The organism is Streptomyces sp. HD (genome assembly GCF_028369295.1).
In the GTDB taxonomy this organism is placed as follows: Bacteria; Actinomycetota; Actinomycetes; order Streptomycetales; family Streptomycetaceae; genus Streptomyces.
The window spans coordinates 256,642-272,601 of sequence record NZ_JAQMYP010000005.1; the positions used below are offsets into that span (position 1 = coordinate 256,642).

At 71.8% G+C, this 15,960-nt stretch carries 10 protein-coding genes; 3 read left to right on the forward strand and 7 right to left on the reverse strand.

Annotated features, from left to right (window positions below; translation table 11 throughout):
- The first annotated feature begins 197 nt into the window (after nucleotides 1-197).
- A complete protein-coding gene (locus tag POF73_RS07435) occupies nucleotides 198-896 on the forward strand; it encodes a hypothetical protein (protein WP_272113704.1) in 699 nt (232 codons plus the stop codon).
- Here POF73_RS07435 and POF73_RS07440 read toward each other — a convergent pair.
- The 5 genes from POF73_RS07440 to POF73_RS07460 all read right to left on the reverse strand — a co-directional run bounded on the left by POF73_RS07440 (nucleotide 825) and on the right by POF73_RS07460 (nucleotide 10,065).
- The gene (locus POF73_RS07440) at nucleotides 825-1,379 is read right to left on the reverse strand and encodes a hypothetical protein (RefSeq protein WP_272113705.1); all 555 of its coding nucleotides are present in this window, start codon (nucleotides 1,377-1,379) and stop codon (nucleotides 825-827) included. The genes POF73_RS07435 and POF73_RS07440 overlap by 72 nt on opposite strands.
- 298 nt (nucleotides 1,380-1,677) lie before the next feature.
- Nucleotides 1,678-3,846: a bifunctional serine/threonine-protein kinase/ABC transporter substrate-binding protein gene (locus POF73_RS07445; protein WP_272113706.1), complete on the reverse strand. Its 2,169-nt coding sequence runs from the start codon at nucleotides 3,844-3,846 to the stop codon at nucleotides 1,678-1,680.
- A gap of 10 nt (nucleotides 3,847-3,856) precedes the next feature.
- Complete coding sequence (locus POF73_RS07450; protein WP_272113707.1) at nucleotides 3,857-6,172, reverse strand: bifunctional serine/threonine-protein kinase/ABC transporter substrate-binding protein; 2,316 nt, start codon at nucleotides 6,170-6,172, stop codon at nucleotides 3,857-3,859.
- Nucleotides 6,172-6,990: a hypothetical protein gene (locus tag POF73_RS07455; RefSeq protein WP_272113708.1), complete on the reverse strand. Its 819-nt coding sequence runs from the start codon at nucleotides 6,988-6,990 to the stop codon at nucleotides 6,172-6,174. Before POF73_RS07455 ends, POF73_RS07450 begins: the two co-directional genes overlap by 1 nt.
- A 177-nt stretch (nucleotides 6,991-7,167) precedes the next feature.
- Nucleotides 7,168-10,065 (reverse strand): helix-turn-helix transcriptional regulator, encoded by a 2,898-nt coding sequence (locus POF73_RS07460; protein ID WP_272113709.1) that lies wholly within the window; start codon nucleotides 10,063-10,065, stop codon nucleotides 7,168-7,170.
- 232 nt (nucleotides 10,066-10,297) lie between these two features.
- On the opposite strand from POF73_RS07460, the gene POF73_RS07465 reads away from it, so the two are divergent.
- A complete protein-coding gene (locus tag POF73_RS07465; protein WP_272113710.1) occupies nucleotides 10,298-12,187 on the forward strand; it encodes a propionyl-CoA synthetase in 1,890 nt (629 codons plus the stop codon).
- A gap of 224 nt (nucleotides 12,188-12,411) precedes the next feature.
- Complete coding sequence (locus POF73_RS07470; protein WP_272113711.1) at nucleotides 12,412-13,524, forward strand: catalase family protein; 1,113 nt, start codon at nucleotides 12,412-12,414, stop codon at nucleotides 13,522-13,524.
- A gap of 294 nt (nucleotides 13,525-13,818) precedes the next feature.
- On the opposite strand, the gene POF73_RS07475 is transcribed toward POF73_RS07470, so the two are convergent.
- Nucleotides 13,819-14,595: a calcium-binding protein gene (locus tag POF73_RS07475; protein WP_272113712.1), complete on the reverse strand. Its 777-nt coding sequence runs from the start codon at nucleotides 14,593-14,595 to the stop codon at nucleotides 13,819-13,821.
- Nucleotides 14,596-14,675: 80 nt separating this feature from the next.
- The gene (locus POF73_RS07480) at nucleotides 14,676-15,449 is read right to left on the reverse strand and encodes a calcium-binding protein (RefSeq protein WP_272113714.1); all 774 of its coding nucleotides are present in this window, start codon (nucleotides 15,447-15,449) and stop codon (nucleotides 14,676-14,678) included.
- Nucleotides 15,450-15,960 lie beyond the last annotated feature (511 nt).

Consider the following 15,960-nt stretch of genomic DNA (forward strand, 5'->3'; position numbering starts at 1 on the left):
GCGGCCCGCCCTCCACGGCCGTGCAGGAACTCTGCCGGGTGGGAAGCCGGCACACGACGCGGTGCTCGGAGAACCGGACCGGGGCGGGCGCCGGATTCGGTAGTCCTCTACGTGGTTTCCCCGATGTCCTGCGGCGACCCGGGGCCCGAAGATACGGGCGAACGGGCCACCCCGGGCCGGAGCGAAGGGACCACGCGTTGGGCTGGATCATCTTTTTCGCCGTCATCCTGGCGCCGTCCCTGATCGGCTTGACCTTCGCGGTCCGCACCGCCCGCCGGGTCGGCAAGGCGGACCGGGCGATGCGTGCCCTTGCTGCCCGTCCTGGCTGGGAGCAGCTCAAACGCGACAAGGACGGGGCGCAGTGGGCCGGTTACGCGGTCCACTTCCCCTGGCTGCTGCGCGCACGGCACGGGACCACCGTGACCGGCCCGCTCGGCGGGCACCAGGTCACCGTCGCCAGGCTCGTCGAGAACCTGACGAGCAAGGTCGACGCCCACTGGTTGGTCGTCGTGTTCGACGTGCCGGGCAGCGGACAGAGCCTGCGTCTGGAGCGCAACTGGAGTGCGGCGGAGCTCGGGCTCACCTTCCAGATGGATGCGCCGTACCTGCCGATGAGCGACGACCGCGCGGGGACGACCGAGCGGTTCTACGCCTCGGAGCTGCCCGAGCGCCTGGTCAAGCTCGCCGGACCGGCGGTCTCGATGACGAACGACGGGGTCTGCTTCGTCCACCACCCGCTGCCGGACGTGGTGGACATGGACGGGCTGCTGGAGGAACTGGCCGGGATGCTTCCGGACCTCGTCGCGCTCGCCGGGGGGCCGGGCTCAGAGGGTGGGGAAGACGGCCGTGAAGAACAGCCACAACAGGACGGCCCAGAAGAGCGCCGCGGCCAGTGAGACGAGCAGGGAGCTGCGCCACTTCAGTACCAGGAACGGGAACAGCACCAGGGCCGCCCAAGACCCGGCCACGTCGATGGTCATGCGGGCGGCCTCGCCCAGGGTGCCGGCGCGCCCGGAGGCGATACGCCGCAGCAGCCGCTGGGAGACGAAGCCGTACAGTCCGAAGACGACCGGGAAGAACCACAGGGGTGTGATCGTGACCAGCTCGGACTCCGAGAACTCGTTGAACATGACCATGTAGATGAGCCCGGCCCCCATGAGGCCGCCGACCAGCGCGGTCACGTAGAGGGCGGTCAGCGCGACCGGCTCGGTGGCACCGGCCGGCGCGGTCACGGGCGAGGCATACGGAACATCGGTCTGCGGGACCCGGACCACTTGGTGACAGTGGGGGCAGCGGGCGTCCTGCCCCGCCCGGTCGGCCGGAGCCGAGATCAAATGCCCGCAGGAGGCATGGAATTCCATCTGGTGACCCGGGTTCATGCGTTGCCTTTCCTGTACCGCTGGAGGAGCGATCTTCGCAGCGGGGCCATGGCATCGACATCCGGGAAACCACGTAGTGGACCACGTAGACGTGTGGACCCACGCGGACGGTGACGGCTCGTCACTCCTCCCACGGTCGCCAGTCGCCCTCGTCGTCCCTGCGCCACAGGCTGATTTCCGCGCTCGCGCGGCGCCGTACGCAGTTCGTCCCGAGCCGGCCAGTTCTCCGGTTCCCCGCGAGCGGCGGAGCCGTGGCCGCAGCGCAGGAGCGAGACGCGATAACGCCCCGCCCCGCGGCTCAGGTCGTGGCGTCCTCGAACTGGCCCAGAAAGCGGAAGCGGCCACCGGACGCCTGGAAGAGGTACATCGCCTTCGTGGTGTAGCCGGTGCTTGAGTCCGTGTAGCGCAGCCGCTTGGTGATTCCTCGATAGTCGGTCTCCCGCAGCCGCCCCACGAGCGGGCCCCGTTCAGTGAGGGACGCGCCCAGCGCCGTCAGCGCGCGGGCCACGAAGAGCGTCGCATCGTAGGCCTCCGCGGAGTACCAGGGCGGGGCGGCGCCGAAGCGGTGGCGGTAGGCGGCGACGAAGGACTTCGCGGCCGTCACACGGGTCGGATCGAGGAAGGCGGTGGCGAAGACCCAGCCCTCGGCGGCGTCCCCGGCCGTGGTGAAGAAGCGGGAGTCGAGAGCGCGTTGGGTGGCCAGCCGGGCTCCGGAGTAGCCGGCCGCCCGCAGCGCTCGCGCCAGTTTCGCCGCGCGGGCGTGGCCTCCGGCGAACAGCACCGCGTCCGCCTCCCAGTCGGTCACCGACTCGGCCAGGGCACGGAAGTCGTCAGCCGTGTCGTCCTCGGCGGCGAGGGTGCGCCGAGTCGTGGTGCGCTGTCCGGATCGGAGCGCCTGGGCGACGCCTGCGCAGAGCTCCCAGCTGAAGTCGCCTTCGGCCGCGTCGTCGATCAGCACCGTTCTGCGCGTTCGGACGGTGCGGACGAGGTGGGCGACCAGGGGTGCCGCCAAGAAGCGGTCGGGGGGCCGAGTGGCCGCGTACATCCGGTACCTTGCGGCGGACACCCCGTCGAGTCCGACCGACACGCAGACCATGGGCAGCAGTGCTTTCCGGTACTGCTCAAGGACGGCCCTGGCACAGGCGTCGGTGGTCGGCCCGATCACCGCGCGGACCCGGTCGTCGGCCGACAACTGCCGCGCGATCCGCTGTGCCCGGGCGGTGCTGCCCGCGTCGTCGTGCACCTGGAGGACGAGGTCGAAGCCGCGGTCGGCACGGGAGTTGAGGTGGTCGACGGCGAGCCGGACACCGTTCTCCTGCGCCAGGCCGGACGTCTTCTGATCTCCCGTCAGATCGGCGTGCAGGGCGACCACCTGCTGCGCAAGCCGTGTGCCGCCCCCTTGTGCCGGGGCGCGGCGGGGACGACCCGCGGTCCACCAGGCGGCCGTGGCGCCGGCCGCCACGACTCCGGCGGTCGAGCCCAGCACCAACAGGCGGCGCCGCGTGGCGCCCTTCGGCCCTTCCTGCGAGCCCGCCACCGTGTCCGCGCCTGCCGGGGCGCCGGACACCTCGGTCGCCTCGACCGCGGGCAGGGCGAGGACGGCGGCCGAACGGCGTGCGATCAGCCGGGTGAGCGACTCCGGCACCCATCCCCCGGCCTCACCCGCACGGTCCAGAGCCGCCCGGACCTCGGACACGCCGGGGCGGGCGCCGGGCTCCTTCGCCAGGCAGTCCCGCAGCAGCGGCAGCAACGGCGCCGGTACGGCGTCCAGGTCCGCCTCGTCGTGGACCGTACGCACCAGCACCTCGGCCGCCGAGCCCCATCCGAAGGGGCGCTCGCCCGTCACCGCGTACGCCAGCAGACAGCCGAGCGAGAAGACATCGCTGGCCGGCCCGATCTCCCGGCCCCGCCCCTGGGCCTGCTCGGGGGAGAGGAACCCGGGGGAGCCGACCACCATCCCGCTGGCGGTGAGCGCGGTGTCCTCCGGCGGCCGGGCGATCCCGAAGTCGATCATCCGCGGCCCGTCGACCGCGAGCAGCACATTGGCGGGCTTGACGTCCCGGTGCACCAGACCCGCCCCGTGCACCGCCTCCAACGCCTCGGCCAGCCGCGCCCCCAGGACACGGGCACTCCGGTACGGCAGCGGGCCGCACTCCTCCACCGCCTCCGCGAGGGAGGGCCCCGGCACGAACTCCGTGGCCAGCCACGGCGACTCCGCGTCAGGGTCCGCGTCGAGCAGCGGTACGACCCAGGGGTTCGCCACCCGGCTCCCCGTCTCCACCTCGCGGCGGAAGCGGGCCCGAAAGCCCGGGTCGTCCGCGTGCGCGGCGCGGATGACCTTCACCGCGGCGAGCGAACCTCCCCCGGAGCGGGCCAGGTAGACCACGCCCATGCCGCCCGCGCCGAGGCGGCGCAGCAGCCGGTAACCCGCGATCCTGGCCGGGTCGGCTCCGCGCAACGGCTCCATCAACGCCCCATCAGGTGGCGACCTGGTACGGCGCCGGGCCCTGGTACGCCAACCTGCCGCCCTCGACCTTCCACAGGTGGACCCCGCTGCCGTCGGCCACCAGTGCCCCGGTCTCCTTGTTGAACGCGAGGTTGCGGGCGATGCCCTTGTACGACCCCGAGCGCAGTGCCGTCGTCAGAGTCTGCCGGGTACGGCGCCCGACGCTCAGCGAGCGCAGCGTCTTCACGGCGAACTGCGCCACGTCGTACGTCTCCACGGCGTACCGCTCCGGCTCCGCGCCGAAGAGCTCGCGGTGGGCGGCCCTGAACGCCTTCGCCTCGGGCGCCACGGTGGCGTCCATGGCCGGTGCGACGATCACCCAGCCGTCGGCCGCGTCCCCCGCGGCGGACAGGAACCGGACGTCGAGCACCCCTTGGGCGGCGGCCCTGGCTCCCGGGAAGTCACGGCGGTGCAGTTCCCGGGCCAGCAGCGCGGCCCGGTCGTGGTAACCGGCGAAGACCACCGAGTCGGCGCCCCCGTCCAGCAGGGCGTCCAGGGTCGGCCCGAAGTCGGTGCGCAGCGCGCTGACCACCTTGGGCACGGCCGGCAGCGGGACCTTGCGCAGGATATCGGCGAGGGTGCTGCTGATCTCCCAGGCGTAGGCGTCCGCCGCCCGGTCGTCGACGATCCCGACCGTGCGCGACTTCGCCGTACCGCGCAGGTACGCGTCCAGATAGAGGGGCAGGATCGTGTCCGTCACCCGGGTGTGCAGGAAGGACCGGCTGCCCATCACCTGCAGCACGGTGGCGCCGGGTGTCACCGCGATCAGCGGCAGCGACGCGGCGTCGTACGTCGCCAGCGAGGCCAGGGCGGTGGCGTCAGTGGTGGGACCGATCACCGCCAGCACGGAACGGTCGGCGACGAGCTCCTTGGCCGCCTCGGGTGCCCGGGCCGGATCACCACCGTCGTCCACCGTCTTCACGGCGAGCGTGAAGGGCTTGCCCGCACGGGAGTTGAACTCGTGGACCGCGAGCCGCAGCCCTCGTTCCTGAGCCCGGCCGACCGCCTTCTGATCACCCGTCAGGTCGGCGTGCAGACCGAGGGTGTACACCGGAGCGGTGGCCGTCGGCGTGGCGTCGTCCTCCCCGCCGCCGTCACCGTCGAGCCCCGCCCACGCCGCCAGTCCACCCCCGGCCGCGACGACCGCCGCGCCTCCGGCCAGGAGCAGGAACCGTCGTCTGCCGACGGTACGAGCCGCCGACTGCGCGGCCGCGGTGTCCGGCCCGGCGGTGCCGGCGGACGCGGGGTCGACCTCGGTCTCGTCGACGGCGGGCAGGGCGAGCCCGGCTGCCGAGCGCTCCGCGATCAGCCGGACCAACGGCTCGGGCAACCAGGCATCGTCCGCGGGGAGTTGCCCGCCGGTCGCCTGCTCGGCCTCGCCGTCGGCGACCGCATCCGGCGCATCGGTGTCCTGCGGGGGCGCGGGACGCTCCGCCCGCAGCGCCTCCCGTGGGTCGGGTGGCGCCTCGGACGCGGCGACCGTGTGCGTCCCCGACAGCGCCTCCGACAGCGCCTCCGCCGTAGGCCGCAGTTGCGGGTCCTTCTCCAGGCAGCCGCGCACCACCTCGGCGAGCGGCCGGGGTACGCCCTCCAGGTCCGGGGCGTCGTGCACCGTGCGGTACAGCAGCGCGTCCAGCGAGCCGGTGCCGAACGGAGGGCGGCCGGTGGCCGCGAAAGCCAGCACGCAGCCGAGCGAGAAGATGTCGCCGGACGCGCCCAACTCCCCTGTGTCCCCGGCCTGTTCGGGTGGCAGGAAGCCGGGGGTTCCGACCACCACGCCGGTCGAGGTGAGCGCGGTGTCCTGCGGATCGCGGGCCACACCGAAATCGATCAGCCGGGGCCCGTCGAGCGCCAGCAGCACATTGCCCGGCTTGACGTCCCGGTGCACGAGGCCGACGCCGTGCAGGTCCCCCAATGCCTGGGCGAGCCGCGTCCCCAGTACGCGCAGGCTCCGTAGAGGCAACGGCCCGTGGGCCGCGACGGCCTCACCGAGCGAGGGCCCCGGCACGAAGGCGGTGGCCAGCCAGGGCTGCGCCGCATCCGGGTCCGCGTCGACGAGGGGCGCCACCCAGGGACTGGTCATCCGACGGGCCGTCTCCGCCTCCCTGCGGAACCGTTCCCGGAAGCCGGCGTCCTCGGCGTACTCGGCCTGGATCACCTTCAGCGCGACCAGCGAACCGCCGGCCGAGCGGGCCAGGTAGACCACGCCCATCCCGCCCGCGCCGAGCCGCCCGAGCAGCCGATGACCCGCCAGTCTGGACGGGTCGGAGGTACGCAGCGGGTCCATCACTTCCCCTTCAAGCGCTGCTGGACGCGCGCCAGCATCTGCCCCAGGGCGTCGGCGCCCAGTTGTTGGAGTTCCTGCTCGGTGTGCCCCTTCGCGCCCGTCACGGAGACGGCCACGACGACCGTGCCAAGCCGGGCGACCATCCACCGGTACGGCTGCGCGGCACCGTCCTTCTCGACGTACTGCCCGGCCTCCAGCACGGAGTCGTCGGCGTACTCCTGCTCGCGGGCGCCGAAGGGGGTGCCGAGCGAGTTCAGGCCCGTGATCCGGGCGTCGGCCCGGGGCCGCTGCTCCGGGCAGCGCAGGACTTCCTCCAGGGTGGTGCTCAGTTGTTCGTCGGCGCCGAGGGCGGAGGAGTGCGCGGTGGCCGCGGCGGTCACCTTGACGGCCCCCTTGGAGCCGCCGGCGGGCAGCAGGCTGTAGCGGGACAGGCTGGCCAGCACTCCCCGAGGGGCCTTCTCCCGCTCCCAGCGGCAGCCGTCGTCCAGCACGGCCCAGGTGCCCGGCCGGCTCACGGCCGGATCCTGGGCGACGAAGCCCCGCCCCCAGTCACCCGGAGCGAACACCACCGACTCCACGAGCCGCTGTCCGTCCTTCGAGGTTCTGGGGACGAGGGACGCGTCGGGTGTGAGGACGGGGGTGGCCGTCGACCCGCCCGACGGCGGCGCCGTGGCCTGCGGCGAGGCGGTGCGCGCGGATGTCCCGGGCCGCGGTGAGGAGCCGCCGTCCGCCCCCTGGGCCGAACACCCGGTCAGCAGACTCCCCGTCACCAGGAGCGTCACCCAACTACCCCGTACGCCACGGGCGTTGTCTCTCACGCATTCCCCTCTGCACCGCTCAAGTTGTCCGACTGGTCGAACATAGACGGCGGCGGGGGCAGGGGCCTCAGTGGAAACACGTAATCGACTACGGGTTTCGCCATGTCGCTGGGTGTTCGGTGCGGAGGTGGCCGGGAGTACGTGGTTCCACGGATGTGCCAGTCCTCACGGCACCGCTCACGACCCGGCTCCCAGTCCGACGCGGGTGATGAGCCCGGCCAGGGCCGCGCGGGACGGCACCGACGCCTTGCGGTAGATCGAGGACAGGTGGGTCTCGACGGTGCGTCGGCTGAGGTGGAGCCGGGCGGCGATGTCCTGGTTGCTCAGCCCCTGCGCCACCAGCTCGGCCACCTCCAGCTCACGAGCGCTCAGTTCCGCGAGCTGCGCCGGGAGCGCCGGTGTCTGCGCCATCACCTGGGGGCGGATCAGTTCGGCGAGGTCCACCAGCAGGCGTGCGCCGCCGCCGACGGCGATGCGGTGGGCCCGGTGCCACATCGCGGCGGCGCGCGCTCCCTGCCCGGTGCGCTGTACCAGGGGCGCCGCCCGCAGCAGGGAGTACGCCTCCCACAGGGTCTGGCCGCAGCGGACGTATTCCTGTGCCGCCGCGTCGAGGAGCCGTACGGCCTTGCCCGTCTCGCCGTGGTGCTCGGCCAGTGTGGCCTGGGCGCGCAGGGCGGCCGCGCGCTGACCGTCGAGGCCGAGCCGGTCGGCCTCGCGGGTGGCCTGGGCGGCCCAGCGGCCTGCCGCCTCGACGTCCCCGGCGGTGAGGGCCGCGGCCGCGAGGGTGTCGAGCTGGCCCGGACGGATCGACGGCTGCAGCAGGGGCAGTTCGGGGCCGCCGCCTGCCGTCGTGATGGCCTCCTGGGCGCGATGAGGGTCACCGCTGACGAAGGTCGCGTGCCCGAGCATGCACCAGGCCAGCGACGACCACCAGCCCCTGCTGCGGCCGGCCGCGGCGGTGGCCTCCTCACCGGTGGCCAGGGCGCTTGTGTCGCCCAGCGGCCGGGCCAGCAACAGCACCAGCGTCTTGATGGCCAGGGTGAAGCCCAGAAGGTCGTCGCTGCCCGCGGCCCGCGCGATGGACTCCGCCTCCTCGGCCGCCTCCAGCGCGGACGGCAGACGGCACGTGGTGAGGTGGACGAAGGCCCGGCTCGTCAACAGGTGGGGCAGGACGTGGAGTTGTCCGGTGCGACGGGCGATGCCCAGCCCCCGGGTGATGTGCCGCTCGGCGTCGGCGTAGCGCTCCAGCAGGGTTTCCGCCCAGGCCAGCCAGACCAGCGCCTCGCACAGACCGGCGAGGCCGGGATCGGTCAGCGCGTCAGCGAGTGACGCGGCGGAGTCGGCGAACCCGGCCGCCGCCTCGGTCTCTCCCTCGTAGGCCTCGCCCAGGGCCGCCAGCGCGAGCGCCGCCGCCTCACCGGGGGGATCGTCGTCGGCGCGGGCGACGGCGACGGCCTGCGCCACTTCCGCGCGTGCCTGCGGATAGGACGCGGTCAGCAGGGCGGACATGCCGAGGGCCAGGCGCAGGGAGACCGCCTGGGCGGGGGACGGGCCGGGTTCGCGGGACAGCTCCCGGCGCAGCAGGGCGGTGGCCTCGGGGGAGTGGCCGAGGTGCCGCTCCATCACGGCGCACTGGGCGACGGCCCGCGTCCGCAGTTCGGGATGGTCCTTGCCGGCGGTCTCGATCAGGGAGTGCAGCAGGTCCCGGCTCTCCCGGAGGTTCCCGCTGACGCCGAGCGCACGGGCGCGCGCCAGGACCAGCTCGCCGCGTCGTGTGAACCGGTCGGGAGTGTCCGGCATATGGGTCAGGACGACGTCCAGCAGCTGGGCGGCGATGGCCGGCGCGGTCGACGCGAACCGTGCGGCGGCCTCGGTGAGCACCTCCGCAGCCTGGGCGTCCCAGTCGGTCAACGACCGTGCGACGTGGCGGGCCCGCTCGGTGGCCGGAGCGCCGCGGCGGGCGAGTTCCCGCGCGGTGCGGCGGTGGAATTCGGCACGCCGCCCCGGCGCGGTCCTCTCGTAGACCAGGGCCCGGACCAGGGGATGGCGCAGCATCCACCGGCCGCCCGGCCCGGCGCGCAGCAGATCGCGCGCCACCAGGGCTTCGGTCTCCTGCTCCACGTCCTGGACGGACAGCTCGCTCACCACGGCCAGCAGCGCGGACGAGGCGTGGTCGCCGAGCGCCGCCACCGCCTCCACGAGCCGGCGCTGCGACCCGGTCAGCGTGCCCAACTCGTCCAGCAGCAGCGCCGCGAGCCCGCCGGGCACGCCGGCCGCGTACCCGGCGTCCGTGGCGTCGGCGTGGGGGTCGACGGTGAGGCCGGGCAGGGGTGCCCCGGTGTGGTGGGCGTGCCCCAGCGCCAGCAGATACAGGGGGTTGCCCTCGCTGGCGGCGTGCAGCCGCTTGGCCTGGTCCTCGGCGATGTCCGGGGCCAGCGCCAGGACGGACTCCTGCTCGGAGAGCGGCTCCAGGGCGAGGTGGAGCACGGTCCCGCAGTCCGCGCCGCGCGCCAGCGCCGCGGTCAGGGATGTCGGCGTCTGCCGGACCCGCCGGGCCACCACCAGCAGGACGCGTCCGCGCGCGGGGTGCCGGATCAGATGGTCCACGAGCTCGCGTGAGGCGGGATCCGCCCAGTGCAAGTCGTCCAGAGCCAGCACCAGACCGCGCTCACCCAACCGCGTCAGCAACGTTGCGATCGCGCGGTGCAGCCCGAAGCGGCCGACGGCGCTCTCGACGGAACCGTCGCCCGGGGCCTGCCGGATGCCGTGCAGAACCGCGTGCACCTCGGCGAAGGCGGGGTCGGCGAAGGCGGCCTGCGCGCCGGGATCGGCATCGGCGAACGCGTCCGTGAACAGCTGGAAGGGAACCTGCTGTTCGTACTCGGTGGCCCGTCCGCGCAGTACGGTGAACCCGGCCCGGCGGGCCCGCCCGCACACCTCGTCGAGCAACCTGGTCTTGCCGATGCCGGGTTCACCGACGATGTCGACGACCTCCGCCGACCCGGACCCGCCCAGTCCTGCGAGCAGGGCATCCAGCCGTTCGAGCTCCGCCGATCTGCCTACCAGTCCCGCCACGTTCTCGTCCCCCCCGATGGTGATCTCTCACCTGCGTTGACCCTTGTTTCCCCCAAGGTCACCTTAAGGGGCGCTTTCGGCGGCATGACGGCCAAGGTGATGCGCGGTTCAGCGAGCCGTCCACTGCCGGTCGAGGCGGTCATTCAGGCCCGAGCACGGCTTGGCCGACCACATGATCAACCTGTGACATGGTTGACGGCAGGCCACCACGACTCTGGTCAAGGAGAGTGCGATGGGAATGTACGACGACGTCTTCCGGGCCAGCCTCGAAGACCCGGAAAGCTTCTGGCTGCGGGCGGCGGGAGGCATCGACTGGGAAGTGGCGCCGTCCCGTGCCCTGGACTCGTCGGACGCGCCCTTCTACCGCTGGTTCCCGGACGGCCGGCTCAACGTCTGCTTCAACGCGGTGGACCGGCATGTCGAAGCCGGCCGGGGCGAACAGCCCGCGCTCGTCTACGACTCCGCGGTGACGGGCACTCGGCGCACCTACACCTACAGCCGGCTGAGGGAGGAGGTCGCGGCCTTCGCCGGGGCACTCGCCGGGCTCGGTGTGGGGCGCGGAGACCGGGTGGTCATCTACATGCCGATGGTCCCCGAGGCCGCCGTCGCGATGCTCGCCTGCGCACGCATCGGCGCCATCCACTCGGTCGTCTTCGGCGGGTTCGCCCCACCCGAACTAGCGGTCCGTATCGATGACGCCACCCCCAAGGTGGTCGTCTCCGCCTCCTGTGGCATCGAGGGCAAGCGCGTCATCCCGTACAAGCCGCTGTTGGACCGCGCGATCGAACTCGCCGGGCACAAGCCGCACAAGCAAGTGATCCTGCAACGGCCGCAGGAGCGGGCCGAGTTGGGGCCGGACGACCTCGACTGGGCCGACCTGGTCGCCGACGCACCGCCGGCCGCCTGTGTTCCCGTGGCCGCGACCGACCCCCTCTACATCCTGTACACGTCCGGAACGACCGGGAAACCCAAGGGAGTTGTCCGCGACAGCGGCGGTTGCGCTGTGGCTCTGCACTGGTCGATGGGCGCCGTGTACGACATCGGCCCGGGCGAGACGATGTTCACCGGGTCCGACGTCGGCTGGGTCGTCGGGCACTCGTACATCGTCTACGGGCCGCTGCTGGCCGGGGCCACGACGGTGCTGTACGAGGGCAAGCCGGTCGGCACCCCGGACGCGGGGCAGTTCTGGCGGGTCGCCGCCGACCACGGCGTCAAGACCATGTTCACGGCGCCCACCGCCTTCCGCGCCATCCGGAAGGAGGACCCGAAGGGCGCCCTGGCCGCGGACTACGACCTTTCCCGCCTGCGCTACCTCTTCCTCGCCGGTGAGCGCCTGGACCCCGAGACCTATCACTGGGCGAGTGCCCTCCTGGACATCCCGGTGATCGACCACTGGTGGCAGACGGAGACCGGCTGGCCGATCGTCGCCAACCCGGTCGGCATCGAGACCGCCCCCGTCAAACCCGGCTCGCCCACCCGTCCGCTGCCCGGCTGGGACGTCCGCGTCCTCGACCCCTCGGGGCAGCCGGTGCCGGCCGGCGTCGAGGGAGCCATCGTCGTGAAGCTCCCCCTGCCGCCCGGTTCGCTGCCCACCCTCTGGAACGACGACGCCCGCTTCGTCGCCTCCTACCTCTCCGCCTACGACGGCTACTACCTCACCGGCGACAGCGGCCACATCGACGAGGACGGCTACGTGTACGTCATGGGCCGCACCGACGACGTCATCAACGTCGCCGGCCACCGGCTGTCCACCGGCAGCATGGAGGAGGCCCTGGCCGCTCACCCCGACGTCGCCGAGTGCGCCGTGATCGGCGTCGCGGACGCCCTCAAGGGACAGGTGCCCCGCGGCTTCGTCGTCCTGAAGGCGGGCACCGCCCGCGACCCGGGGGAGGTCGAGGCCGAACTGGTCCAACTCGTACGCGAGCGCATCGGCGCCGTCGCCTCCCTCAAGGAGGTCGCCGTCGTGGCCGCCCTGCCCAAGACGCGCTCGGGGAAGATCCTGCGCAAGACGATGCGTGGTATCGCCGACGGCCTCGACGAACCCATCCCGTCCACGGTGGACGACCCGAACGTCATCGAGGCCCTGCGGCCGCTTCTCCACCGCCCCGATCACGACATGTGAGCACGCTGCGTGCGGTGCCCGTTGTCGTGAGGACACGCGTCTCCGTCTCCGTGTAGTCGGCCCCGCCCGGCTGGTGCCGGTCGAGTACCGGGCCGGCCCAGTCGAGCAGGGAGCCGTACATGCTGTTCCGCAGCGTGTGATTCATCACAGCCAGTTATGTTGTGCACAATTTAATTGCTGTCTAGCGTTTGGGGTCAACAGCACCCTCACAGGGAGGCAGCACCATGGATCCCGTCCGCTACGAGGATTACCGCGCCGTCGAACGTCCGACCTATCAAGAGGAGTTGGATGCGGTGGTCGCGCAGGTGGCGCGGCGCACCGGCGCCTCGGTCGAGCGCGAGGGCGTCGGCCGCGCCGTCCGGACCGCCCACGGAAAGACCTACGGCCTCCTCAAGGCCACTGTCACGGTCGGTGACAACCAGGGATTCCACGGGCAGGGCATCTTCGCCCGGCCCGCCGTGTACGACGCCGTCGTCCGCTACTCCAACGGTCTGGGCCACCAGCGTCCCGACCACCAACTGGGCGCGGCGTGCGGGATGGGCATCAAGCTGTTCGGAGTCCCCGGCGGCTCACTGCTGGCCGACGAACCGGACACCGGTACCTTCGACCTCAACCTGATCAACAACGAGGTCTTCTTCGCCAACACCGCCTACGACTACATGGTCATCGAGGAGCTCTTCGCGGAGCTGCCAGAAGCCTTGGTGAACCCCGCCCGCCGCAAGACCTGGATGGCGGAGTTCCTCACCCGCCGGGGCACGCTCGCCGATCCCGACGGCTGGCTGTGGGACGAACTGTTCGCCATGCTGTCGTTCACCACCGTCCCGCGCAGGAACCTGCTGTCGTACACCTACAACAGCATGGGTGCCTTCCGGTACGGCGATTCCATCGCCAAGATCCGCACCGTGCCCACGGCCGAGTCCCTGGCCGCCCTCACGCACCAGATCGTGGACGTGGGCGCGGACAATGAGGCCTTCCGCCGCACCCTCGTCGCCGAGGCGGCGGAGCGGGACCATTCCTTTGAACTCCAGGTGCAGCTCAACACCGATCTGGCCCGGATGCCGGTGGACAACACTTCCGTGAAGTGGCCCGAGGAGCTGTCCCCCTGGGTGACGGTCGCCCGGGTGGATCTCCCGCGTCAGGACATCGGCGGGGACGACAACTTGGCGGCCGCCGACGCCACGTCGATCACACCGTGGCGCTCACGAGAGGAGCACCGGCCCATCGGCGAGATCCAGCGGGTGCGGCAGGAGGTGTACCGGCGCTCGTCCGTCGAGCGGCACCGCATCAATGGGCAGGAGCGGCGCGAACCGGCCGGCAGCGCGGAGCTGCTCGGCTGAGCCGCCTCGGATCGTCAGCCGCGGTTGCGCCACGCGGATGGTGCTCCTGTCACGGCGCGGCGCGGTGCACGACGGCCTCCCGGCAGGTGCCGGGTGTGGCCTCACGCAGGGCTCTGCTGCCGGCATGGCCGAGCCCGGTTGCCGGTCATCACCGCCTGTCATTCTGCCGCCGGACAGCCGGTACGGCTGTCCGGCGGCGCCTGCGACCCGATCGGTCCCTCCGGATCTGCAGCACGAGCGCGGGACGGTCGAGCGGTTCGAGAAGTCCCTGCGGGTGGTGATCAACGGTGTGGATCAGGGGCAGTTGATGGCCGTGTCGCCGGTGTCGCGGTTGCAGGAGTCGAAGCCGAGCCCGCCGTCGAGGCTGTCGTTGGCGATCACGTTGTCCACGGCGTTGAGGGTGTCGTTGCCCTCGCCGCCCATGTGCGTGTCGTTGCCGCTGCCTCCGTTGAGGGTGTCGTTGCCCTGGTCACCGCCGAGGGTGTCGTTGCCGTCGTCGCCGTTGAGAGTGTCGTTGCCGGCATTGCCGTTGATGGTGTCGTTGCCGGCCAGCCCGGAGATCGTGTCGTTGCCGGGGCCGCCGTTGATGGTGTCGTTGCCCGGCGTCGCCCGCAGGCCGGTGGCAGCCGGGTCGTCGCCGACGAGCCGGTCCGCCCGGGGGCCGCCGACGAGGCGGTCGTCACCCGCACCGCCGATCACCGTTCCTGCGGCCTCCAGGTTCGGGGAGATGGTGACACTGTCATCGGCGTCGTTGGCGTTGACCCGTATCGACGTGACGGGCAGTGGGCACTCCGCCGTGTGCGTCCCCGTCGACTGACAGGGGGCGACGGCGGCCACGGTGTCCCCCGTGTCCGTCACCACGACAGCGTTGCCCTGACGCCGGATGGTGATGTCGTTCGCCACACCCTGGGCGGCCGTGACGAGCAGGGCGTCGCCCACCTCCTGCACGACCGTGGTGCCGGCCAGGCTTTCGCCTGGGGCCGCGCCGGGCGCGGCGGAGGCGGCGCTCAGCGGGGCGCAGGTGAGTGCGCCGATCGCCACCACCGTGGTGCAGATGCTTCGTGTTCTCATCGGTGCCCACCTTTCGTGTTGTCTCGCCGTGTACGGGTCTCGCCGTGTACGGGTACTGGCGTGCTGCTCGCTCACGCTGGTCAGGGGCATCCGCTGATGTTGTCGCCCAGGTCGGCGCGGCAGTCGTCCACGTCGGGGCCGCCTTCGACGTAGTCGTTGCCGCTGACGTTGTCCACGGCGTCGATGGTGTCCCTGCCGTTGCCGCCCTCGGCGTAGTCGTTGCCCGCGCCGGCGACGATCTGCTCGTTGCCGCTGCCGCCGTAGATCACGTCGTTGCCGGCACCGCCGTCCACGATGTCCGAGCCGCCGCGTCCCTCGATGGAGTCATTGCCCAAGCCGCCGAAGATCCTGTCCGCCTCGGCTCCTCCGGTCAGCGTGTCGTTGCCCGCGCCGCCGGAGAGGAAGTCGGATCCCTCGTCGCCTTCGAGGGTGTCGTTGGCGGATCCGCCGTAGAGGTTGTCGTTGCCGGCACCGCCGATGAGGGTGACGCCGAGGGCCGCCAGCGAGGAGGCGACGCTGTCGTCCTGGTCGCCGGCGTTGACCACGAGTTCGGTGGTGTCGGCGGCCCTGCAGGCGACTTCGGTCGTGCTGATGGCGGTGCAGTCGCCGGACGGTGCGACCGTGTCTCCGGTATCTCTGATTCTGATGCTGTTGCCTGACTGCCAGACACTGATCGTGTTGCCCCGTCCGACCCCGGCCGTGACCGTGATGGTGGTGCCGGTCTTGTTCACCAGTGTCGTGGCGAAGATTTGCGGCGTCGGTGCGTCGGCCGCGAGGGCCACGCCCGTGAGGCACAGAGTGAAACCGCACGCTGTGGCCAGAAATGCCACGGCGTGATGATGCGTTGTCTTCATGACCTGCTCCTGATAATGGGGCGCTGAATTTCGATCTCGCGGCCATGCGCATTGTTTTCCGGCCGGGACGACCGGTGTTCGGCCAAAGGGCCGCGTCCTTTTGCTTCGATCGCCGGGTCTCCGGGTCGTCATGGCCCGACGCCTGCTCGACCGGTGATCGGCCCTGGCGCCTGGGCACCCAGAGCATGCCGGGATGCGAAGCCGCGCTGAAGCCGAATTAGCGCCATTGCCGAATACGCGGTCTCCGCGCGTGGATTGCCGCCTTGGGTGGAAATGGCCCCGGCCGCGTCAATTTACGATTCACCCTTACCGCATTCAATTAGTCGCCGGGCGACGTTATTCGGTCTCCGTAGTCGATTTGAAAGGGTCGTGAACAGGGCGTTCCGCCGGTGTGTCCCGGCGGCGTCGGATTCTGCCCGTGGGGGCCCGGGTGCCCCTCGCCTGCCTCTGGGGCTGGCGGGGCATGACTGGATCGGTCGATCTGCCTTGCGCGACTCGACGAGACGGAAGC

Excerpts from the sequence above, each read along its gene's own strand:
- POF73_RS07440 (WP_272113705.1), bottom strand. The coding sequence starts at position 1,379 with ATGAACCCGGGTCACCAGATGGAATTCCATGCCTCCTGCGGGCATTTG.
- POF73_RS07445 (WP_272113706.1), bottom strand. The coding sequence starts at position 3,846 with ATGGAGCCGTTGCGCGGAGCCGACCCGGCCAGGATCGCGGGTTACCGG.
- POF73_RS07450 (WP_272113707.1), bottom strand. The coding sequence starts at position 6,172 with ATGGACCCGCTGCGTACCTCCGACCCGTCCAGACTGGCGGGTCATCGG.
- POF73_RS07465 (WP_272113710.1), top strand. The coding sequence starts at position 10,298 with ATGGGAATGTACGACGACGTCTTCCGGGCCAGCCTCGAAGACCCGGAA.
- POF73_RS07470 (WP_272113711.1), top strand. The coding sequence starts at position 12,412 with ATGGATCCCGTCCGCTACGAGGATTACCGCGCCGTCGAACGTCCGACC.
- POF73_RS07475 (WP_272113712.1), bottom strand. The coding sequence starts at position 14,595 with ATGAGAACACGAAGCATCTGCACCACGGTGGTGGCGATCGGCGCACTC.
- POF73_RS07480 (WP_272113714.1), bottom strand. The coding sequence starts at position 15,449 with ATGAAGACAACGCATCATCACGCCGTGGCATTTCTGGCCACAGCGTGC.